The organism is Sphingobacterium allocomposti (genome assembly GCF_008124885.1).
In the GTDB taxonomy this organism is placed as follows: domain Bacteria; phylum Bacteroidota; class Bacteroidia; order Sphingobacteriales; family Sphingobacteriaceae; genus Sphingobacterium; species Sphingobacterium allocomposti.
This window is the reverse complement of sequence record NZ_VNHX01000002.1, coordinates 241,616-262,664: the sequence shown is the minus strand read 5'-3', so window position 1 is coordinate 262,664 and position 21,049 is coordinate 241,616. Positions and strand designations below refer to the sequence as shown.

The 21,049-nt window shown below is 46.0% G+C and carries 19 protein-coding genes; 9 read left to right on the top strand and 10 right to left on the bottom strand.

Annotated features, from left to right (window positions below; all coding sequences use genetic code 11):
- Window positions 1–28: 28 nt before the first annotated feature.
- Both BC792_RS02760 and BC792_RS02755 read right to left on the bottom strand, forming a co-directional pair.
- Window positions 29–1,060, bottom strand: a complete 1,032-nt coding sequence (locus BC792_RS02760; RefSeq protein ID WP_148907457.1) for a LacI family DNA-binding transcriptional regulator — start codon at window positions 1,058–1,060, stop codon at window positions 29–31.
- Window positions 1,061–1,439: 379 nt separating this feature from the next.
- The gene (locus BC792_RS02755) at window positions 1,440–1,976 is read right to left on the bottom strand and encodes a lipocalin family protein (RefSeq protein ID WP_246154797.1); all 537 of its coding nucleotides are present in this window, start codon (window positions 1,974–1,976) and stop codon (window positions 1,440–1,442) included.
- A 50-nt stretch (window positions 1,977–2,026) separates the two neighbouring features.
- Between BC792_RS02755 and BC792_RS02750 the strand changes: the two genes are divergently transcribed.
- From BC792_RS02750 to BC792_RS02725, 6 genes are all read left to right on the top strand, one after another.
- The gene (locus BC792_RS02750) at window positions 2,027–2,509 is read left to right on the top strand and encodes a DUF4268 domain-containing protein (protein WP_246154795.1); all 483 of its coding nucleotides are present in this window, start codon (window positions 2,027–2,029) and stop codon (window positions 2,507–2,509) included.
- Window positions 2,510–2,695: 186 nt separating this feature from the next.
- Entirely contained in the window at window positions 2,696–3,493 is a 798-nt protein-coding gene (locus BC792_RS02745; protein WP_148907456.1) for a S1/P1 nuclease, read from the top strand.
- A gap of 171 nt (window positions 3,494–3,664) precedes the next feature.
- The gene (locus BC792_RS02740; protein ID WP_246154793.1) at window positions 3,665–4,057 is read left to right on the top strand and encodes a response regulator transcription factor; all 393 of its coding nucleotides are present in this window, start codon (window positions 3,665–3,667) and stop codon (window positions 4,055–4,057) included.
- A 109-nt stretch (window positions 4,058–4,166) separates the two neighbouring features.
- On the top strand, window positions 4,167–4,676 hold the full coding sequence (locus BC792_RS02735; RefSeq protein WP_148907454.1) for a DUF4199 domain-containing protein: 510 nt from the start codon (window positions 4,167–4,169) through the stop codon (window positions 4,674–4,676).
- Window positions 4,677–4,719: 43 nt separating this feature from the next.
- Window positions 4,720–5,082, top strand: coding sequence for a DUF2200 domain-containing protein (locus BC792_RS02730; protein ID WP_148907453.1), 363 nt, complete (start codon window positions 4,720–4,722; stop codon window positions 5,080–5,082).
- Between the two features lie 262 nt (window positions 5,083–5,344).
- Window positions 5,345–6,487 (top strand): pyridoxal phosphate-dependent aminotransferase, encoded by a 1,143-nt coding sequence (locus BC792_RS02725; protein WP_148907452.1) that lies wholly within the window; start codon window positions 5,345–5,347, stop codon window positions 6,485–6,487.
- A gap of 153 nt (window positions 6,488–6,640) precedes the next feature.
- On the opposite strand, the gene BC792_RS02720 is transcribed toward BC792_RS02725, so the two are convergent.
- The 5 genes from BC792_RS02720 to BC792_RS02700 all read right to left on the bottom strand — a co-directional run bounded on the left by BC792_RS02720 (window position 6,641) and on the right by BC792_RS02700 (window position 15,199).
- Window positions 6,641–7,912 (bottom strand): glucose-1-phosphate adenylyltransferase, encoded by a 1,272-nt coding sequence (locus BC792_RS02720; protein ID WP_148907451.1) that lies wholly within the window; start codon window positions 7,910–7,912, stop codon window positions 6,641–6,643.
- Window positions 7,913–7,920: 8 nt separating this feature from the next.
- The gene (locus BC792_RS02715; RefSeq protein WP_148907450.1) at window positions 7,921–9,336 is read right to left on the bottom strand and encodes a glycogen synthase; all 1,416 of its coding nucleotides are present in this window, start codon (window positions 9,334–9,336) and stop codon (window positions 7,921–7,923) included.
- 1 nt (window position 9,337) lies between these two features.
- Entirely contained in the window at window positions 9,338–11,242 is a 1,905-nt protein-coding gene (gene glgB / locus BC792_RS02710) for a 1,4-alpha-glucan branching protein GlgB (protein ID WP_148907449.1), read from the bottom strand.
- A 20-nt stretch (window positions 11,243–11,262) separates the two neighbouring features.
- On the bottom strand, window positions 11,263–13,719 hold the full coding sequence (locus BC792_RS02705; protein WP_148907448.1) for a glycoside hydrolase family 31 protein: 2,457 nt from the start codon (window positions 13,717–13,719) through the stop codon (window positions 11,263–11,265).
- 232 nt (window positions 13,720–13,951) lie between these two features.
- Window positions 13,952–15,199, bottom strand: a complete 1,248-nt coding sequence (locus BC792_RS02700; protein ID WP_148907447.1) for an ABC transporter permease — start codon at window positions 15,197–15,199, stop codon at window positions 13,952–13,954.
- A 164-nt stretch (window positions 15,200–15,363) separates the two neighbouring features.
- Between BC792_RS02700 and queA the strand changes: the two genes are divergently transcribed.
- The 3 genes from queA (at window position 15,364) to BC792_RS02685 (ending at window position 18,166) form a co-directional block, all read left to right on the top strand.
- Window positions 15,364–16,413 carry a tRNA preQ1(34) S-adenosylmethionine ribosyltransferase-isomerase QueA gene (gene queA / locus BC792_RS02695; RefSeq protein ID WP_148907446.1) on the top strand — a complete coding sequence of 350 codons (1,050 nt, stop codon included), beginning with the start codon at window positions 15,364–15,366 and terminating at the stop codon, window positions 16,411–16,413.
- A gap of 143 nt (window positions 16,414–16,556) precedes the next feature.
- Window positions 16,557–17,489: a hypothetical protein gene (locus BC792_RS02690; protein ID WP_148907445.1), complete on the top strand. Its 933-nt coding sequence runs from the start codon at window positions 16,557–16,559 to the stop codon at window positions 17,487–17,489.
- Window positions 17,486–18,166 (top strand): ABC transporter ATP-binding protein, encoded by a 681-nt coding sequence (locus BC792_RS02685; RefSeq protein WP_148907444.1) that lies wholly within the window; start codon window positions 17,486–17,488, stop codon window positions 18,164–18,166. The genes BC792_RS02690 and BC792_RS02685 overlap by 4 nt, the downstream gene beginning before the upstream one ends.
- A 93-nt stretch (window positions 18,167–18,259) precedes the next feature.
- On the opposite strand, the gene rpmA is transcribed toward BC792_RS02685, so the two are convergent.
- The 3 genes from rpmA to BC792_RS02670 form a co-directional block, all read right to left on the bottom strand.
- The gene (gene rpmA, locus BC792_RS02680; protein WP_148907443.1) at window positions 18,260–18,523 is read right to left on the bottom strand and encodes a 50S ribosomal protein L27; all 264 of its coding nucleotides are present in this window, start codon (window positions 18,521–18,523) and stop codon (window positions 18,260–18,262) included.
- Window positions 18,524–18,568: 45 nt separating this feature from the next.
- The gene (rplU, locus tag BC792_RS02675) at window positions 18,569–18,880 is read right to left on the bottom strand and encodes a 50S ribosomal protein L21 (protein WP_148907442.1); all 312 of its coding nucleotides are present in this window, start codon (window positions 18,878–18,880) and stop codon (window positions 18,569–18,571) included.
- A 126-nt stretch (window positions 18,881–19,006) separates the two neighbouring features.
- Complete coding sequence (locus BC792_RS02670; RefSeq protein ID WP_148907441.1) at window positions 19,007–20,917, bottom strand: amidophosphoribosyltransferase; 1,911 nt, start codon at window positions 20,915–20,917, stop codon at window positions 19,007–19,009.
- Window positions 20,918–21,049 lie beyond the last annotated feature (132 nt).

Sequence of the window (21,049 nt, the reverse complement as noted above, 5' to 3'; positions counted from 1 at the left end):
TGTTCCGGGGATATTCCAAAGTAATAAGTTAATTTTTTTTCGAAATCCGGATTCTTTGGCTTGAATCCTGAAAAATAAGGCTGGATTCCAGCAACGTTGTCTGCTGCTCAACCATCTCGGTTGGTTTGTCCAATGACTGAAAAAGGAAATTGGCGGCCTGTTTTCCCATGTCAAACGCGGGTTGCTTCACAACGCTGAGAGAAGGATTCAACAGATCCGTGATGTCTAAGCAGGAAAAACATATCAATTTTAGGTCATCTGGAATCTTCAGATTTTCTTCCTGCGCGACCCGGATAGCTGATATGGCCAGCCGTTCGACAGAAGCGAAAATCCCATCAGGTCGATACGTCCGAATAAGATTTCTGATAGCGGCTTTGTTCTCCGTTTCGTCGTTTTCAGTGTCTAGCACCAACTCTTCCTGAAAGGCTATACGATTATCTTCCAAGGCCCGTTTGTAACCGTCCATGCGGATCTTACCGATCGATACGTTTTGATTGATAACCAGATAAGCAATTCTTTTACACCCATTATCGATCAGGTGCTGCGTTGCGAGCCTGCTCGACTCAAAGTCGTTACCCGTAACGAAATGCCCCCGGAAGTCATCGTAGCTCCGGTCGAAGAAGACGGTTGGAATGTTATGGTCGACCAAGGCCTGCAGATGACTATGATCTTTCCCCTCCCCCGATGCGGATATCAACACTCCGTCGACACGGCCGTTGACCAGCGAGCGCACAATGGAAGCCTCGTTCTTTACATTGTGGTCCGTGACGTAGATCAACGTGTGGTATTTTTTCGAGCGCGCCACCAATTCAATACCCTTTATTGCCTGGCTAAAAAACTTGTTACCAAACTCCGGAATGATGATCGCGATAGTCTGGCTACGGTTGCCCCGCAGACTGCTGGCGTAAAGATTGGGTGAAAAACCGAGCTCCTCCGCTTTCGCCAGAATACGCGCTTTCGTTTTGGCGCTAATATCATTACTATCCCGAAACGCCCGGGACACCGTAGATTTAGATAATCCCAACGTTTCCGCTAAATCAACTATTGTAATCTGTGACATATTAAACTTTAAAAGACCAAACCTAAATAAAAAGTGCAGCATTCACGAACCGAATGTTTAAATGAATGCATCCATTAAAAATAGTTAAAATGGATAGTGTCGGCAAAGAAGGTTACAACATATCACCTCGTCTATATAACATCTTTCATAGTGGTTAGGAGCCGGCATGGTCTACTGCCTGTTTCCAGGCGATAAACGCCATTTCGGCGCGGGCTGCACGCGAAGCTTCCCACGACACCGGCAGGAGTATGTTTCTTTGGCCAAGTAGATCATCCGATCCACTTCATGCGGAGGCATTTTAGGTTCATTGTTCCGCCTCTTCTGTAGCGTATGTTGCGCGTGAAAAAATAAATACCGGGACAGCAAGCGATGACCGCAACTAATCCTGTACTGTCCAAACCAGTTTGTCCACCGCATAACCGGAGCGTCGGGCATAATCAAGATACTTCTCCTTCACCGCAGGTGGAATATCTTTTGTCCGTGACAAAATCCACATGTAATCCAGATTCTGACCAAATACGAGCGCCTGCTGATAATTTTCCTCCACCATCACGACATTATATCCGGCATAAAACGGTCCAAAAAAGGAGACTTTCAGCGCCCCTTCATCTTCCCCGCGGACAAACTTAACTTTTCCGGTACTTTGTCTGTACTTTGCCTTCGCGATATCGTAACCTTGGTTATGCACCTGAATTGTCCCATCGTCGTTCAAAGAATACGAGGCGATCACATTCTTCAGATTCCGCTCCCACCGGAAGTCGAGGCGGGCAATTTCATACCATTCGCCCAAATATCTATCCTTTTCAAACCCCTGAACCACGGAGACGTTTGACCTGATCGGCTTCAAAACATTATACAGCGTCGTTCCCGCGGCAACGGCTGTCAGCAACAGCAGTGACTTTTTCTTATCCATCATAGCGATTAAACAACACAGACAACCGAAAGTTTGCGCATAAATTTATAGCTTTGAAAAAAGGAAAGACGTTGTACTCAAGGGAAGAAGCAAAAAAGTTAAAAGAGAAATTCTGGACGGGTTTTGGACAGTTTATGGCATTAGTGCCCGGCGAGGATGGACAAAAAATAAACTGGATCAACTATAAAACAGGAATCAGGCACCTGTTCTTCCGTATGGATGCAGATAATAAAAATGCACACATATATATAGAAATAGCACATCCCGATGAAGGCATCCGCCTTCTGATGTTTGAGCAGTTCCAGACCTACCGCACGCTGTTGCATGCCGAGCTTGACGAGGAATGGGAATGGGATGCCACATACTATGATGCGTACGGAAAGCCCACTTCCCGGATTGGCAAACGGCTGGATACAAGGGTGTCGGTTTTCCGGCAGGAGGACTGGCCCGATCTTATCGCTTTCTTTAAGCCACGAATGATGGCACTGGACGCATTCTGGTCGACCGCCCGATATGGCTTTGATCTATTCAAATAATAGATCGAGGTTCAACCTTCCCCCCTCCTTTCACAGTGCTATTCACCAAAAACACCTTGTAAAAAAAAGAAGATGTGTACCTTTGTAGAGGTCACAAAAAAATTGTTATATAAAATACTCCTGTTTTCGCTAGCGCAGGCACACAGGAATATTGCTATGGCCGTTAAAAAGCAAATACAAACATATATGAAAAATCTCTTAAAGCTCGTTCTGGCATGTGCACTGCTGCTGCAACATGAGTGGGTCAGCGCCTGGGGTATGACGGGGCATCGTGTCATTGCGGAAATCGCAGAAAACCATCTGAACAGAAAAGCCCGGAAAAACATCCACAAAATTATCGGAAATCAAAAGCTGGCTTATTGGTCAAACTGGGCCGACTTTATTAAATCTGATCCAGATCCAGCGTTAAATAGCACAGGCACGTATCACTTTCTAAATACCGAAGGCAATCTGGACTTCGAAAGGTTTACGGCCGCATTATCCGCCTCGCCTGAAAACAATCTTTACAAGGCGTATCTACGTATAAAGAACGAGGCACAGCGCAACAATCTCTCCTTAAAAGAACAGCAGCAACACCTATATTTTATCGTCCACCTTCTTGCTGATGCGCATCAGCCGATGCATGTCAGCCGTGCCGAGGATCTCGGAGGCAATAAGATTGAAGTCGATTTTTTTGGAAAGAAAGCAAACATCCACCGCGTGTGGGATTCGGACCTCATCGACAACGAGAAATACAGCTACACAGAGTATGCGCGTGTACTTGATATCTACGATCAGTCCTATTACAAACAGTTCACGGACACAACATTTGAACAGTGGCTCTACGAATCGCATCAACTGGCCAATGAGATCTACGATGACGTTGCGCAGAATGCCAATTTACGGTATGAATACATCTATCGATTTAAGTATCCCATGGAAGCATGTCTGCTTAAAGCGGGCGTACGGTTAGCAAAAGAACTAAACGATATCTACGGCCGTTAGTCGTCCGGTTATTTCTCCCAGCACGGCCCACCGAAGAACGGGGCAATATTGCTTAGAAATTGATGAGGACGTAAGAATCACACCTGCAAAACAATGACGTTGTTAAAAGACTTCCGACATATCATTTTATACGGACTAACGTTAGCCGTTCTAATATTCGCGTTAAAATGGATGCAATGGAAATTCTTAATCGTTGATAATGCGATAGATATTTATATCGGACTTGTAGCGCTGTTTTTCACTACGTTGGGGATATGGGTGGCAAAACAAGTCATAAAGCCCAAAGTCGAAACCGTAATTGTAGAAAAAGAAATCGTTGTAAACCAATCGACGGAATTCATCCTTGACGAAGCTGCACTTGAAAAGTTGAAGTTAAACGGCAGAGAATACGAAATCTTACAGCTTTTGGCGAAAGGATACAGCAATGCAGAAATTGCTACAAGGATATTCCTTTCTTTAAGTACCGTAAAAACGCACGTTTCCAATCTCTACTCCAAAATGGACGTTAAAAGTCGAACACAAGCCATTGCAAAAGCCAAACAACTAAGAATCATTGAACTATAAAATTCATACCTTAGTACTAAAATCCGGTTATTCGGACATTCGGTACTAAAGTATGATGGTAATCCTATCCTCCTATTTTAGTTTTGTGGAGAACTTTAAAAATTATCCGATGAAAAAAATAGTATTGACTTTTGGCCTCATCATTGGGACAATCTTATGCGCCAATATGATTGTGATGGTGAATATGATGTACGGCGACACCGTCTTCAAGGGGAATGACATCGTGGGTTATACCGCATTAATTGTCCTCTTTTCACTTATTTTTTTTGGCGTCCGAAATTACCGGAACAAACAATTAAATGGTGCTATTTCATTTGGAAGAGCGTTTAAGATAGGAGCGTTAATCGCGTTCGTAGCATCCACTATGTACGTAGTAATCTGGTTGTTCTATTATTACCTGTTCGTCCCTGATTTTATCGATGTATATACCGCCCATGTCTTGCAAACGTGTACAACACCCGAGGAACTTGCTATCAGGACCAGAGAAATGGCAGATTTTAAAGAGATGTACAAAAACCCGCTGTTTGTCATTTTAGTCACCTATTCCGAAGTACTTCCTATCGGGTTGGCCGTGGCTTTACTAAGTGCATTATTTCTAAAAAAGAAAGAAAACTCATAGACGGGCTTATCACAATCGCTGTTATCCCTTAAATTCGAACAATATGAAACCCACAGATAAACACAATGAACGCATAGCCCAGATAACTTTCGCTTCTGTTTATCCGCACTATGTTACAAAAGTGGAAGGTAAAGGAAGAACGAAGGAAGAGTTGCACCAGGTCATCGAATGGCTAACAGGTTTTAATGAAAACACACTACAAAAGCTAATCGAGGAAAAAGTAACCTTTAAAGTCTTTTTTGAACGGGCAACTTTACACCCAAATGCGTCGCTCATAACCGGAACAATATGTGGCTATAAGATACAGGAAATTGAAAACCCACTCACCCGTAATGTGAGGTACCTCGACAAATTGGTTGATGAGCTGGCAAAAGGAAAGAAAATGGAAAGGATTCTGAGAGCGTAACCGGAGCGAATCATACCGCCAGCTGGGCAAGAGATTAAAGAGTGGCGGACTAAAAACGTAAAAATTGAACACCAACGTTCCATGCCTTCACGAAGTCACCGCACCGGTCCATGCATCAAACCCAACGCCAGCCGCGCCGGAACAAATTTTTGTCATAGGCATTGGTGAATGCGAGCATTTTATGTAGGTTTGTATAATCATGAGCACGACATCATATTTATCAGATAGGATTAATAATTTATCCGAATCAGCGACGCTAAAAATGACGAAACTAGGTCGCGAATTGGCCGCTAAAGGCATCAACGTAATTAGTCTAAGTGTGGGTGAACCTGATTTTAACACCCCTGACAATGTAAAAGAAGCAGCAAAGCAAGCTTTAGACGACAACTACACCCGTTATTCGCCGGTTCCCGGCTATCCGGAACTACGGCAGGCTATCGTTAACAAACTAAAAAACGAAAACGGTCTGGATTACGAGCCTTCGCAGATCGTCGTTTCCACAGGTGCCAAGCAATCCTTGTCTAACGTAATTCTTACCCTGATTAATCCCGGTGATGAGGTGATCATCCCGACGCCTTACTGGGTTTCCTACTCAGAGATGGTTGTATTGGCGGAGGGTAAGTCGGTATTTATTGATACAGATATCGACGCCGATTTCAAGATCACGCCAGAACAGCTCGAAGCTGCAATCACACCAAGAACAAAATTGTTCATGTTTTCGTCGCCGTGTAACCCAACGGGGTCTGTATACAGCAAGGAAGAATTGGCTGCGTTGGCTAAAGTGTTCGAAAAACACCCAGGCATCTTTATTTTGTCTGACGAAATCTACGAGCATATCAATTTTATCGACAAGCATGAGTCTATTGCACAATTCGACAGTATAAAAGACCGTGTAATTATTGTAAACGGTTTCTCTAAGGCCTACGCCATGACGGGCTGGCGCTTAGGTTATATTGCGGCAAACAAAGAGATTGCAGCAGCAAACGATAAGTTGCAGGGGCAGACAACCTCCGGCACCTGCTCCATCGCTCAACGGGCGGGTATTGTGGCGTATAATGATGGTTTGGAAAGCGTACAAAAAATGAAAGAAGCGTTCTTACGCCGACGTCAGCTAGTATACGACCTACTAAACGACATCCCGGGCGTGAAAACAAACCTCCCCGAAGGAGCATTTTATTTCTTCCCTGAAATCAGTTCCTTTTTTGGAAAGAAAGACGCACAAGGGAACGTCATCAAGGATTCAGCCGATCTAGCCCTTTATCTTCTCAACGAAGGCCATATTGCTACGGTAGGCGGAGATGCTTTTGGAAACAACAACTATATACGTTTAAGTTATGCCGCGTCCGATGAAAACTTAAAAGAAGCATTGAGACGTATGAAGGAAGCATTAGGAAAACTATCGTAAAAAGAATATCAAGCAACAAAAAAGGGACATTGAGTGTCCCTTTTTTTGTTGTATTTGTCGGATATCGCCGACGGAGCGGATCTCGAAGCCCCCTACAGGTCGGGATGATGTACCTCTACAAATCCGCCCAAATATTTATCTCCGTAATATGAACTAGCAGCCTATTGTTACACCATTAGGAATAACGGCACCTTTTTTTACGACGACAATTCCATCCTGAATAGTATGCGTTTCGAAATCGCCGTCGGGCAGATGCGCGCCGCCTTTTATGCGTACATCATTGCCTATCCGGCAGTTCTTATCAAGGATAGCGTTTTCTATATAACAACGTTCGCCGACGCCGATTGGAGGCGGTTGCTGTGTTGTTCCCAGTTCCAGGACTTCTTCCAGATGTTCATAAAAATCGGTTCCCATCATATAGGTCGATTTGATCACCGTTCCCTTGCCGATACGCGAGCGGATTCCGATGACGGACCGTTCCAGCTTATCCCCATTAAGGATACAGCCGTCGGCAACAATGGTGTTGTTCAAAGTCGTGCCCGAGATCTTAGAAGGGGGCAACATACGCGCACGTGTATACACCGTTTCTTCGAAGAGATTAAAGTTCGGAATATCATCGGTCAACCCGATGTTTGCGTCAAAAAAAGACCGGATCGTACCTATGTCTGTCCAGTAGCCGTCAAATTGGTAGCTCAAGACGTTCAGATTACCGATAGCGTCAGGAATTATTTCCTTACCGAAGTCCATGCCGGGATTATCCTTCAACAGCGTTCGCAGTACACCTTTCGAAAACACATAGATGCCCATGGAGGCAAGGTATAGCCGCCCCTGTTGTTCCATGGCGTCCGACACTTCTGACGCCCAGTTCAACACTTCATCTTTATCAGGCTTCTCTGTGAATGCTGTAATCTCGTTCTTCTCGTTTGCCTTCAGAATACCGAACCCAGTGGCGTCGCGACCGTTTACCGGGATAGTTGCTATGGTAACATCCCCTCCGTTCGCTACGTGGAAGTCTACCAGCAACGAATAGTCCATCTGGTACAGCTGATCGCCAGACAGGATCAGCACATACTCATAATCGACGTTGTGAAGATTTTTCTGTGTGCGCCGCACAGCATCCGCAGTTCCCTCAAACCAGCGATCGCCTTCCATAGTCTGCTCGGCGGCCAGGATGTCGACGAAGCCCTTGCTGAAAATGCTGAAGTTGTAGGAATTTTTGATATGCTTATTTAAGGAAGCCGAATTAAACTGAGTGAGCACAAATATCTTATTGTACCCGGAGTTTAAACAGTTCGATATCGGGATATCTACCAACCGGTACTTTCCGGCAATAGGAACCGCTGGTTTCGAACGCTGCTGTGTCAACGGAAATAGGCGCGTCCCACGCCCTCCGCCCAATACAAGGGAAACTACTTTGTGTATCATATCTCACTTTATAACTGGTTATACAATTTAACATACTGCTCTGCTGACTTGTCCCAGGAAAAATCCAGTGACATTTCTCTTTTACGGATCTCACGCATCGAAACGGGGTCCTGTAGCGCCCCGACGGCACGTTCTATCGCCCTTATAGCCTCAGCGGCGTCCGCCTCCTCAAATACGAAGCCATATCCTTTTTCCTCTTGATCGTAATCTAATACAGTTTCCCGAAGCCCGCCTGTTCCACGAACAACCGGCACCGTTCCGTATTTCATGGCATACAGCTGGTTGAGGCCGCATGGTTCGACTCGGGATGGCATCAACAGGTAATCGGCTGCTGCGTATACCTCGTGAGCCAATGCCTCGTTGTAGCCAAAAAAAACAGCGAGTGTTTTGGGATATTGGTCAGCCAGCTCCTGTAGGCGGGTCTGAAGGTGCTCATCACCAGAACCCAAGACGAATATGCTCAGCTTGACAGCTCCCCCGGACAACAGGCCTCCTACCACATCGGGGAGTAAGTCAGCACCCTTCTCCGCGGCAAAACGTCCTATAAAAGCCAATAGCGGGTACCGGGCGTCCAGCCCCATCTTTTTGGCCAGGGCGCGCTTGTTATTTTTCTTTCCCGTCATGACGTTCTTTAACGTATAATTATGGGGAATCAGCGTGTCGACTCCTGGGTTCCAATATTGATCATCTATTCCGTTAACTATTCCGAAACCTTTCGCCGACTCCTGACGGAACAGTCCCTCGAGTCCATTCGCGTTCTGATATAGCTCCTGCAGATATCCCTGACTTACCGTTGTAAACGCATCACAGCACTTAATGGCGGCTGCCATAGGATTAATAAGGCCGTCCCAGTCGAGCAGCCCCCACTTCCAGGTATCGAAAGTAGGCAGTAAGACACCTTTATTCCAATCCATCCACCCTTGATACTGGCCATTGTGCACCGTAAACACGGTTTTGATCGAGGCAAACTCCTGGTAAGCTACAGCATATTTCATCAGGAACGGAACCAAGCCGACGTGATGATCATGGCAGTTGACCACCTCTGGCTTCTTTTCCCAGCCTTTCATCCAATCTAGAAAGGCGTGCTGAAACGCTATCCATTGTTCCGCTTCATCGGGATAGCAATAGATCTCAGGCCTGTCCAGCTTTCCGGGAATACGGATCAGAAACAGAGGAAAGCCCAGTACATCGTTTTCCTCTTTCAATACCTGATAAGACAGCTCCTCTGCCCCTTGGAAAAACGACCCTTCAGCGATAGAAACGAACTGGTTCTTTTCAACAAAAGGCCTATCGTAATACGGACAGACGACGCTCGCGTCGACGCCCATTTTTCGCTGGTACCTGGGCAGCGCTCCGACCACATCTGCCAGTCCACCCACCTTAGCTAACGGAAAGCATTCTACACTTAAATGTACTACCTGCATATTAGACACGTTTTAAGATGAAACCACCCAATGGTGGCAGTTTAATAGTAATCGACATTTCGCAGTTCATCCAAGGAATATCCTCGGCCTGTACAGCATGTTGCTGGATACCGCTTCCATAATACAACTCCTCGTCCGAATTCAGGATGATCTCCCATGTACCTGACGCCGGCACGCCGATACGGTAGTCCCGCACAACGGGGGTCAGATGGAGGACAACGAGCACCTCCTCCGAAGGGCGTTCTCCTCTTCGAACGAACGCGAAAACACCGTTATCGCGGTCTCCATACTCTATCCATTGAAAGCCATCGGGACTGAATCCTTTTTCATATAACGCAGGCGTATCCTTATATACCCTATTCAGGTCGCGAACAAAATGCTGTATACCGAGGTGCGGGGCATACTGGGTAAGATGCCAGTCCAACGACTGGTTGACGTTCCATTCCGAAGTCTGTCCAAACTCCGCCCCCATAAACAACAGTTTTGTACCTACGAACGTATACATATAGAGATAAAGAGCCCGTAGGTTAGCGAATTTCTGCCACTCATCTCCAGGCATCTTATAGACCAACGACTGCTTTCCATGGACGACCTCATCGTGGGATAAAGGCAACATAAAGTTCTCATGAAAACTATAGACCGTACCGAAAGTCATCTTATCGTGATGATACTTTCTATTGATAGGATCCTCTTTGAAGTAGTTAAGTGTGTCGTGCATCCATCCCATCATCCACTTCATACCAAATCCAAGTCCGCCACCATACGTCGGACGGCTGACTCCGGGCCAGGAAGTAGACTCTTCTGCTACCGTCTGTACATCGGGAAAATGTGCGTACACAGCTTCATTGAATTCCTGCAAAAAGGACACCGCCTCGAGATTTTCCCGTCCCCCAAAGACATTAGGTTCCCATTCGCCCGCTTGGCGCGAGTAGTCGAGATACAACATCGAAGCGACCGCATCAACACGCAGTCCATCCACATGGTACCTATCCAGCCAGAAGAAGGCATTAGAAATTAAGAATGAACGCACCTCATTTCGACCATAGTTGAAGATATAGGACTTCCAGTCCGGATGAAATCCTTTTCTCGGGTCTTCGTGCTCAAAAAGATGAGAACCATCAAATTTATACAGCCCGTGGGCGTCGCCCGGAAAGTGAGAAGGCACCCAGTCTAAAAATACGCCGATACCTTGCTTGTGCAGGCTTTCAATCAGGTACATGAGATCCTGAGCGCTTCCGTAGCGCGACGAGGCAGCGAAATACCCGGTTATCTGATAACCCCATGACGGATAGAAAGGGTGTTCCATGACGGGCAATAGCTCGACGTGTGTAAACCCCATTTCCCGTATGTAAGGAACAAGTCTATCCGCTATCTCACGATATGTCAGCAGGCGTTCGGGCTCTTCCGGATCACGCATCCATGATCCAAGGTGCATTTCATAAACCGAAAAAGGTCTGTTCAACGCGTTGTGGCTCTCCCTGTTGCGCATCCACTCTTCGTCGTCCCATTGGTACCAGGTCGTCGAAACGATCGACGCCGTCCTTGGTGGCGTCTCGCTCAATAAAGCAAACGGATCAGCCTTTTCCAGGTGTTCTCCGGAACCGGTGTGAATATGGTATTTGTAAACCTCTCCGAGGCCAATTCCGCCGATAAAGCCCTCCCATATACCGCTGCTGTCCCACCTCACATATAATGGATGACTATGCGGATTCCAACCGTTGAAATTTCCGACCACCGACACAGTCTGCGCATTGGGTGCCCACACAGCGAAATACACCCCTTCTTTTCCTTCATGCACCACTGTATGTGCACCAAGTTTCTCATATAACCTGAAGTGCTTGCCCGCTCGGAACAACGACACATCAAAATCTGTAAACAGCGAATATACGCTGACTGCCTGACTCATAACTTAAGTTTTGTCTACTTCTACGATATGGTTAACTTCCTAAACTCCTTCTCCACAGACACATAGTATTGTCCGCTTTCGTCCGCTGTTAACCCAAGGACAGTCCCATCAGCGTCTATATGGTTGATCGCAAATGGAAGTCCTATCAAGTAAACCTTGTAAGCGTCAAAACGTTCATTATACATACCATCTTGATGCTGTACAATTGTCAAGCTTGTCGGTTTCCCTTCTACAATGAAATGCTTTTCACTATAAACATTCTGCTCATAGGCAAATGTTTCTCCGTAGTCCAGGTACACGTCTGAATCATGTCGACCTTCGTTCCAATATACATTAAGCTTGAGTGCATCTATATTTTTTTCTCCGGTATACTGCATGACAGGGTATTCCGGAATAACACTTCCTCCGCGGATAAAGATTGGCATTTCATCCAGCGGGGTGTCTATCTGATGTTCCTGCCCCCCCGTAAGAACGGTGTTGTCAAAATAGTAGTACCAACACCCCTCAGGTAGATATACAATCTTTGATTGCTGTCCCGGATGGAGGACCGGCGATACGAGGATATGATGGCCAAAGCCGAACTCTTCCTCCCGCAGCAGATTTTGCGGCTTATGTTGTTCCAGCAACGAGATGGGCCGTAAAATAGGTTCCCGATATTTATATTGTCGCCAAAAAACGGTATAAATGTAGGGGAGCAGCTTATAACGGAGTTCAATAAACTTCTTGCAGATTGCCTCCCATTCCGGCCCAAAACTCCACGGTTCACGGTCGCGCGTATCTCCTGCCGAATGGACACGCATAAAGGGCGAGAATACGCCAAACTGCATCCAACGGGTGTACAGTTCTCCGTCAGGTTCGCCCGTGAAGCCGCCAATGTCCGTGCCACAGAACGACAGACCCGATACGGACAAGCGCTGCAATTGGAGAAGGCCTATACGCAAGTGTTCCCACGTAGCTATATTATCGCCGGTCCAAACCGAAGAATAGCGCTGCGTACCTGCATAGGCAGCCCGTGTTATTGTGAAGGGTCTCTTATTGCGCTGCAGCTTTTTCAGTCCGTCGTAAGTAGAACGTACCATCTGCATACCGTAGATGTTATGTGCCTTTCGGTGTGAACCGCGGTAGCCTTCATAGTAATGCCGCACGTCGTCGGGGAAAGTCCCACGGCCGAATACAGCCGGTTCATTCATATCGTTCCACACGCCCGCAACGCCATCTTCAACCAGCCCCTTATAGAGCATCCCCCACCATTCCCTGACCTTAGGATTGGTGTAATCCGGAAACTGACAACGTCCGGGCCACACATACCCCTCCATAAAGTAATCGTCCCCTCGACGGCAGAAGTACTTGTTCTCTTTTCCTTCTTTAAAGACCCAGTAATCTTCGTCTACCTTAATTCCCGGATCGATCATGACGACGGTCCGGAAGCCGTCGGCAGCCAGGTCAGCTATCATCTTCTTTGGATCGGGAAAATACCGCTTATTCCACGTAAAACAACGGTATCCATCCATGTAATCGATATCCAGATAGATCGCATCACAGGGAATCTGCCGTTTACGAAATTGCTGTGCCACCTCCCGAACGTTGGCCTCCGGATAATAGCTCCATCGACACTGATGGTAACCGATCGCCCACAGCGGCGGCATAAAATGCGTACCCGTCAATTCATGATACCGCTTGACAACATCCATCATGAGAGGACCGTGAATATAGTAATACTGCATCTCCCCGCCTTCAGACCAATAGCTGGTCCTATCCGCTTTTTCGGCAGCAAAATCGAAGAACGTCTTGAACGTATTATCGAAAAATATACCGTATGCGCTACCTTCCGTGACACCGATATAAAACGGAATAGTTTTATAAAGCGGATCCTGATTGAAGCCGAAGCCATACGTATCGGAGTTCCAGTTATGAAACCGCCGGCCACGCAAATTCAGGTTGGTCGACTTATCTCCGAGCCCGAAAAAGGCTTCGTCTGAAGGAGTATGCTTAGTACAGTACACGTAGTAGCCACCAAAGTCCGGACTTTCTTCCCAGTGCATTGGCGTACGGTCGGCATTGACGACCTTTCCCTCCCCGTCCGCAAACGACATAAGGAAGTTCTCTTTCCGGATACTGCAAATAACGGCACTTGTTTCTATCAGGTAAGCCTCGTCTGTTTCGTCAAACGAAAACGACGTAGGGTGGAGATCCAGGTCTTTTTTAATCGCATACGAAAAGTCGTCAAGAAAGGAGCTTTGCGGAGCCAACCGCACGCGGATAATCTCGTCGGAAAACACCTTTACCTCCACACTCGCCTTTCCATCGGTAAAGATAAACGCGTTCCCGTCTTTGACATAGGACACAACCCCTCCCAGATACTTCTTTTCAATTGCGGGAACGTCCAACACAGGGTTGTTGACGTGATGCATATTATCTAAAGTTTCCTCTCCGATTAGCCCGGTTGCAAACTCCTCTTTTTTTTCGGATTCAGCCATATTTTCTCTATCTAATTTATACTGTTTACATTGCTTTTAAGTTACAATATCTTTTTTAAAAGTGGATGTTTTTTTTCCAAAAAGCCTCCTACGCCACTTTTTCTTCCGGCAACGACAGTTCCCGGCGAGAAGACACAGCCATACGCACCTTAAAACAAATAGTTGTTTATTCAACGAGATGGAACCTCACCATGATACTGGGAGGGAAATACAGACAGACCGGAACGGCCTCTTACTTGCTCCGGATGGCTTCTACGGGATCCAGCCGGGCAGCATTAATCGCGGGGACAATGCCGGCAATCAGCCCGATGAGCGTCGAAAGGGCGGTCGTAAGAACAACCATCTTGATGCTCACAACAACTGCTACGCCGGCGGCGACGTTCACCAACGCCGCGAGGCCAAATACAAACAGCAGGCCGATACCTCCGCCGATTAGGCATAACAATATGCTTTCAATAAGAAATTGCGACAAAATAAAAAACTGCTTGGCGCCCAGCGCTTTTTGAATCCCTATCAGGTTGGTCCGCTCTTTCACGCTCACAAACATGATATTCGCAATACCAAACCCACCGACCAGAATAGAGAATATGCCGATACAGAAACCGGCCAGGTTAATAATTCCGAACATCTGATCCAATTGGGCCGTGATCAGTGTTGTCTTATTAACGGAGAAATCTTCTTCACGCTGCGGAGGCAGCCGTCGTGAAGAACGCATGATACCGATCAATTCGCTTTCTGCTTCTTCCAAGGAGTATCGGCCCTTAACCTCAATGGAGATGCTGGGCGAATAGTTCTCATAGTTAACGATATTTCGGGCCATGCTGAACGGGATATACGCTACGTCGTCGTTCGACACATCTATAAGCATCCCTGCCCCTTCCTTTTTCAGTACGCCGATAACCTGTAGCTTTCGGCCTAATAAACTGATATAGTTACCGATCGGATTCTCTCTTGGAAAGAGCCCTTCAGCGATCGTTGCTCCCAGAATGACGCCATTGCCTCCCGACCGGGATTCCTGATCGGTGAAATAACGTCCTTCCACAATGTCGAGGTTTCTGATTTTTAAGATTTCCTGCGTGCCTGCAGCTACGGTTATATTCGAAGCAGAATTGCTTTTGTATTTTGCCGTGGCGTTTGAAATATAGATGGAGTAAGCCACGGCCTCTGCTGTCGTCATCCGATCCCTAACGGCTTCGAAATCGCCATATTTAGGTTCCGGCCGGTTGATATATTTCCACCACGGAAAATCCGGCCCTCCATCCCAAGGCCATTTTTCGACGTACAATGTCCGGCTCCCTATTTTCCGCACCGATTCCTCAAGGTTGTTGCGCAGGGTATCCACGGCCGAGAATACGCCGATAATCGTCATGATACCGATGGTTACTCCAAGTAAAGACAGCAACGTCCGCGTTTTATTGTCTTTCAGAGCAGACAACGCAAACCCAAAACTTTCCTTAAGCAGTGTGAAAACCAAAAACATATCTGCCTATAAATATAACGTATTTATCGCAGCAAAGGAATAATTAAAACCAAAAAGTGTAGTTTTTAGTTTTAATTATACTTAACTTTGTAAGCCTTTTTGGTGTCCTAACTGCACTTGGATGTTTCGACACTATGGAACAACTTATAGCGAAGAATTAAAAGATGAAATTATCACAGTTTAAATTCAATTTACCCGAATCACTATTGGCATCAGAACCATCCGAACAACGTGACGAATCACGCCTAATGGTTTTGCACCGGGATTCCGGAAAAATAGAACACAAGATCTTCAAAGACGTATTGGATTATTTTGACGACCAAGATGTCATGATCTTAAATAATACGAAAGTATTTCCTGCCCGTATGTACGGAAATAAGGAAAAAACCGGAGCAACGATTGAAGTCTTCCTTTTAAGAGAATTAAACAAAGAATTACGCTTGTGGGATGTCCTTGTGGATCCCGCACGAAAGATCCGTGTCGGCAATAAACTCTATTTCGGAGACGACGACCTGCTTGTCGCTGAGGTGGTAGACAACACGACGTCCCGCGGTCGCACTATCCGCTTTCTATTTGACGGCACAGACGAAGAGTTCCGCCGCAACATCGAAATCCTCGGAGAGACACCGCTACCTAAGTATATCAAACGTAAAGCAACACCGGAAGATAAATTCCGTTATCAGACCATCTACGCCAAGAACGAAGGTGCTGTTGCTGCTCCTACCGCCGGGCTTCACTTCTCCCGCGAATTAATGAAACGATTGGAACTCAAAGGTGTCAACTTTGCAGAGGTTACATTGCACGTCGGCCTCGGAACGTTCCGCACCGTCGAAGTTGAAGACCTCACCAAACATAAAATGGATTCCGAACAGTTTATCATTACGGAGGAAGCAGCGCGGATCGTAAACAAAGGGATAGATTCCAAACGACGTGTGTGCGCCGTAGGAACGACATCCATGCGGGCAATCGAATCTTCGGTATCCGCAGATAAACACCTAAAGGCTGCTAACGATTGGACAAGTAAGTTCATCTACCCGCCTTACGATTTCAGCATAGCGAATTCGATGATTACAAACTTCCATACGCCCGAATCCACCCTATTGGTGATGATCGCCGCATTCGCCGGATATGAGAATGTGATGAATGCTTATGAGGTTGCTGTAAAAGAGAAATACCGATTCTATTCGTATGGGGATGCGATGTTGATCATTTAACAACGCAGCACTATTCCGTATGCTCGTTATAAGCCGGTTCTTCATGGCAATATAGCGATACACAGCACACGTAAAAGTAAAGCATTTTATGTAAGTTTGTCAGAGACGCAAGATACAACCTTGCGTCTCTGACCATTCATGGGATGAGTAGGAGAACAATGATTGGAAACTACTTTCAGATCCAGGGCAAGGCTTTGAAGAGACACGTCGTAGACGCCGGGTTCCCTGCTTTTGTCATAGTGCCCGCATATATCGGCCTTCATGTCGCACTGTACTACCTTGTCGTCCGATCCCCCTCCTGGGGCGCTTATCTTGTGGTTCTCGCCAACTTTCAATCTCTTTTTCTGCTGTCCGACTTCAAACGTAACGATTTTCTGAAAGTAGTTTTCTCCAAAACAGACTACTATCGGGTCAGACTATTCGAAAATATACTGCTCTGTCTAGGCTCTATGGTCCTCCTCGTTATTGCCGGCAACCCTATATTGGCTGTGACAATTGGAGGTCTCTGCATTTTATTTTTATTCACACCAACGACATCGATCTGGAAGCGCCGTATCCCGACACCATTCGCGAAAAAACCTTTCGAGTTTATCATCGGAGTCCGGAAGACGTGGCTTCTACTCGGTGTGTTATACCTGCTGGCAGCAATCGGCTTATCAGTGGACAACATCAACTTAGCGCTGTTCAGTATGTTCTGTGTAGTCCTGTGCTCCGCTTCTTATTACCAAGATCCAGAGCCCCTGCTGTTATACTGGAACCAGAATCGCCCGCCGGCGAAATTTCTTTGGTACAAGATCCGCCGGGGTGTCGCTCAGCTCTGCATTTTATGGGCACCGATACTACTCCCCTTTGCCGTCCTACATCCCGCCGAGGCCTATAAGGGCGTCATCGTTTGTCTGCTGGGCGTTATGCTCATCCCGTATGTCATTCTTCTAAAGTATGCTGTGTACCCACGGAAGATCAATATTACGGAAGGCACGATGCTGGGCCTTTGCCTGGCATTCTATCCGCTCGTCCTCGCCCTCATACCTTATTACTACTTTAAAGCCATCCAAAATTTAAAGAACATCCCATGATCACAGTCACCAATTTATCAAAGTCGTACGGCAAAAAAGAAGTTCTGAAAGATGTCAGCTTTATCCTGGAACCCAGCAAGGTATATGGCATCGTAGGGAGCAACGGAGCAGGAAAGACTACTTTATTCCGGTGCATAGCCGGACTGGAATCGTATAACGGACATATCCATGCAGACCGGACTCCCTTAAAAAATTATCTCGGGCTACTGCCTGCTGACCCTTACTTTCCTTCCAAACTAACGGGAGAGGAATATATCTATCTACTGGCGGATGCACGCGGTATACAGGTAACAGATCTTGAAGAGCGGAATATTTTTCAGCTACCGCTGCGGGAATATGCGTCGGAGTACTCTACCGGAATGAAAAAGAAACTGGCATTAACAGCTATACTTCTCCAGCGAAACCGATATTTCATTCTTGATGAACCGTACAATGGAATTGATTTTGAAAGCGCTCTGATATTGACCAGCATTATTTCGAAACTGAGGTCGCTTGGTAAAACGGTACTGATATCTTCCCATATTTTTTCGACACTGAAAGAGTGTTGCGATCAGATCCTCGTCCTCGAAAACGGACAAACCGGAAAAATGATTGCGCAGGATGCCTTCGACGAACTCGAAGACAAGATGAAAAAATCAGCGATCGGTAAAGATATAGACAAGCTTATCGAAGGGTAAACAAAGTGCGTCGCCATGACAGGGGGCTAACAACATAAAGCGGGGCTGAAGAAAATATCTTCAGCCCCGCTTTTTATCTGTTGTGTACTACGCTTAGTTTTGTTCAGCAGGAACTACCGAAACGTAAGATTTGTTGTTTGCTTTCTTACGGAAAACAACAGTACCATCTACTAAGGCGTACAATGTGTGGTCTTTACCAATACCAACGTTAGCATCAGGATTATGCTGTGTACCACGTTGACGTACGATGATGTTACCAGCAATAGCTTTCTGACCACCGAAAATTTTGATACCTAATCGTTTACTGTGTGACTCACGGCCGTTCTTCGAACTACCCGCACCTTTTTTGTGTGCCATTTCTTTATCTTAATTTATGACTTAGACGTCAGATTAAAAATTCAATTATAAACTGATACCAGTGATCTGGATCTTCGTGAACTGTTGACGGTGACCGTTTTTCTTTTTATAACCTTTACGGCGTTTTTTCTTGAAAACGATAACTTTATCACCTTTTAAATGAGACAAAATAGTAGCTGAAACTTTCGCACCTTCAATACTTGGTGTACCCACAGTGAATTTACCGCCGTCTTCTGCTAACAATACATTGTCAAATTCAATACTAGCGCCTTCATCTCCCTGTAACCGGTGTACAAAAAGATACTGGTCTTTTGCAACCTTAAATTGCTGTCCTGCTATATTTACTATTGCGTACATTGTTATATAATATATATGTTAATATTTAATGAGCTGCAAAGATATGAAATAAATTAAGAAGTAAAAAGTAAAAAGTAAAAAAGCAGGAACATACAACACTCTTTCCTCCATACTAACTACTCAATACTAGTTACTAAAATACGCTCTTACGTTCTTCCCTTCGATCCAGTTCATGAAGGCTTTATTTACCACCTTGTTCCCGCCTGGCGTCGGATAGTCTCCGGAAAAATACCAATCGCCAAGATGGTTCGGACAGGCTTTGTGCAGGTTCTCCAGTTTTTGGTAAACCACCTCAAATTCAGCCTTCAGGTTGTGCGGACGGATAATCCGCGCGATCTCTGCCGATATCTCTTCGTCGGTAAAGGGTTCATAGATTGCCTTCACGTAGTTTTCCACTTCATCTTTTGGCTTTGTAATTGACGCCAGACACCGCTGGTATACCTCATCTACGATGTGGGCCAATCCCCGTTGTTTTAACAGCGAAATCGCTGCCTCAAACGCCACAAACTCACCCATCCGAGACATATCAATACCATAACAGTCGGGATACCTTATCTGAGGAGCTGACGAGACAATGACAATCTTTTTAGGGTTCAGCCGGTCAAGGATGGTCAGAATACTTTGCTTTAACGTCGTTCCCCTAACGATTGAATCGTCGATGGCAACAATTGTATCCTGATGATCTTTAACAATACCATAGGTCGTATCGTAAACATGCTGCACCATGTCGGTGCGGTCTGCATCCTGCGTGATGAAGGTACGCAGCTTCGCATCCTTCACGTTTAGCTTTTCAAAACGAGGGGAGATATTGATCATCTCCTCCAGCTCGTCATCCGATATTTTATCTGCACGGTTCAAAAGTACATCCTTCTGATAATTCCGCACATACGTATTGATCCCTTCCATCATGCCGTAATACGACACCTCCGCCGTATTGGGAATAAACGAAAAGACCGTATTTTTAATATCGTTGCCGACAGCTTCTAACACTTGCGGGCACAATAGGCGTCCCAGTTCTTTACGCTCTTTATAAATATCGGCATCCGATCCCCTTGAGAAATAAATCCGCTCGAAAGAACAGGACTTTTGCTCCACAGGCTGGCGGAACATCTCTTCCGTGATGGTGCCGTCCTTCTTTGCTATCAGGGCATGTCCCGGCTTGATTTCTTTAACAGCGTGCAAAGGAACATTAAAGGCTGTCTGAATAACCGGACGCTCCGACGTTACCACCAAAACCTCCTCATCCTGATAGTAGAATGCTGGACGGATTCCCGCAGGATCGCGCATGACAAAAGCGTCGCCATGACCGAAAATTCCAGCTATCGTATAGCCTCCATCCCACGTCTTTGCAGACCGCGTTAAAATCTTCGCAACATCGAGATTTTTCGCAATCAGGGCGCTGATTTCCACGTTCGAGTATCCATCTTTCTTGAACTTATCAAAAAGCTCCTGATTTTCGTCGTCCAGAAAGTGACCTATTTTTTCCAAAACGGTTACTGTATCCGCCTGCTCTTTGGGGTGCTGCCCTAGCTCATACAGCTGTTGCAGAAGCTCGTCGACGTTTGTCATATTGAAGTTTCCTGCTACAACCAGATTACGGGTCATCCAGTTATTCTGCCGCAGGAAGGGATGACAGCTCTCAATGCTATTTTTGCCATGCGTTCCATAACGCAGGTGGCCCAATAGCACTTCGCCGGTAAAACTGACGTGTTCCTTGAGCCATTGTGTATCTTTCGATTCAACCGGGTATGCCTTATTAACCGCAGCAAACTTCTTCTGCACGTACTCAAAAATATCTGCAACGGCAGACGACCCCATTGCACGGTAGCGGGAAATATAACGGTTTCCGGGCTTTACATCGAACTTAATAGTTGCGATACCGGCACCGTCCTGACCTCTATTGTGCTGTTTCTCCATAAGTAGATACAACTTATTGATACCATAGTAGGCCGTACCGTATTTTTCCTGATAATAAGATAGGGGTTTCAGTAATCGAACGAGTGCTATACCGCACTCATGTTTTATAGCGTCACTCATAGCTTGAATTGATGCTGCAAAGGTAAAAATTATTTACAAAACATTTTGCATGAAAACAGCCCCCCTCCCATTTTTATTACAGTGAGAAAACAATTTAGCATAACCCAATCAGCACACTTTTAATGTGCCTAA

Coding starts and splice junctions, on each gene's coding strand:
- BC792_RS02760 (WP_148907457.1), bottom strand. CDS start 1,060: ATGTCACAGATTACAATAGTTGATTTAGCGGAAACGTTGGGATTATCT.
- BC792_RS02755 (WP_246154797.1), bottom strand. CDS start 1,976: ATGATGGATAAGAAAAAGTCACTGCTGTTGCTGACAGCCGTTGCCGCG.
- BC792_RS02745 (WP_148907456.1), top strand. CDS start 2,696: ATGAAAAATCTCTTAAAGCTCGTTCTGGCATGTGCACTGCTGCTGCAA.
- BC792_RS02740 (WP_246154793.1), top strand. CDS start 3,665: ATGCAATGGAAATTCTTAATCGTTGATAATGCGATAGATATTTATATC.
- BC792_RS02735 (WP_148907454.1), top strand. CDS start 4,167: ATGAAAAAAATAGTATTGACTTTTGGCCTCATCATTGGGACAATCTTA.
- BC792_RS02730 (WP_148907453.1), top strand. CDS start 4,720: ATGAAACCCACAGATAAACACAATGAACGCATAGCCCAGATAACTTTC.
- BC792_RS02725 (WP_148907452.1), top strand. CDS start 5,345: ATGACGAAACTAGGTCGCGAATTGGCCGCTAAAGGCATCAACGTAATT.
- BC792_RS02720 (WP_148907451.1), bottom strand. CDS start 7,912: ATGATACACAAAGTAGTTTCCCTTGTATTGGGCGGAGGGCGTGGGACG.
- BC792_RS02715 (WP_148907450.1), bottom strand. CDS start 9,336: ATGCAGGTAGTACATTTAAGTGTAGAATGCTTTCCGTTAGCTAAGGTG.
- glgB (WP_148907449.1), bottom strand. CDS start 11,242: ATGAGTCAGGCAGTCAGCGTATATTCGCTGTTTACAGATTTTGATGTG.
- BC792_RS02705 (WP_148907448.1), bottom strand. CDS start 13,719: ATGGCTGAATCCGAAAAAAAAGAGGAGTTTGCAACCGGGCTAATCGGA.
- BC792_RS02700 (WP_148907447.1), bottom strand. CDS start 15,199: ATGTTTTTGGTTTTCACACTGCTTAAGGAAAGTTTTGGGTTTGCGTTG.
- queA (WP_148907446.1), top strand. CDS start 15,364: ATGAAATTATCACAGTTTAAATTCAATTTACCCGAATCACTATTGGCA.
- BC792_RS02690 (WP_148907445.1), top strand. CDS start 16,557: ATGAGTAGGAGAACAATGATTGGAAACTACTTTCAGATCCAGGGCAAG.
- BC792_RS02685 (WP_148907444.1), top strand. CDS start 17,486: ATGATCACAGTCACCAATTTATCAAAGTCGTACGGCAAAAAAGAAGTT.
- rpmA (WP_148907443.1), bottom strand. CDS start 18,523: ATGGCACACAAAAAAGGTGCGGGTAGTTCGAAGAACGGCCGTGAGTCA.
- rplU (WP_148907442.1), bottom strand. CDS start 18,880: ATGTACGCAATAGTAAATATAGCAGGACAGCAATTTAAGGTTGCAAAA.
- BC792_RS02670 (WP_148907441.1), bottom strand. CDS start 20,917: ATGAGTGACGCTATAAAACATGAGTGCGGTATAGCACTCGTTCGATTA.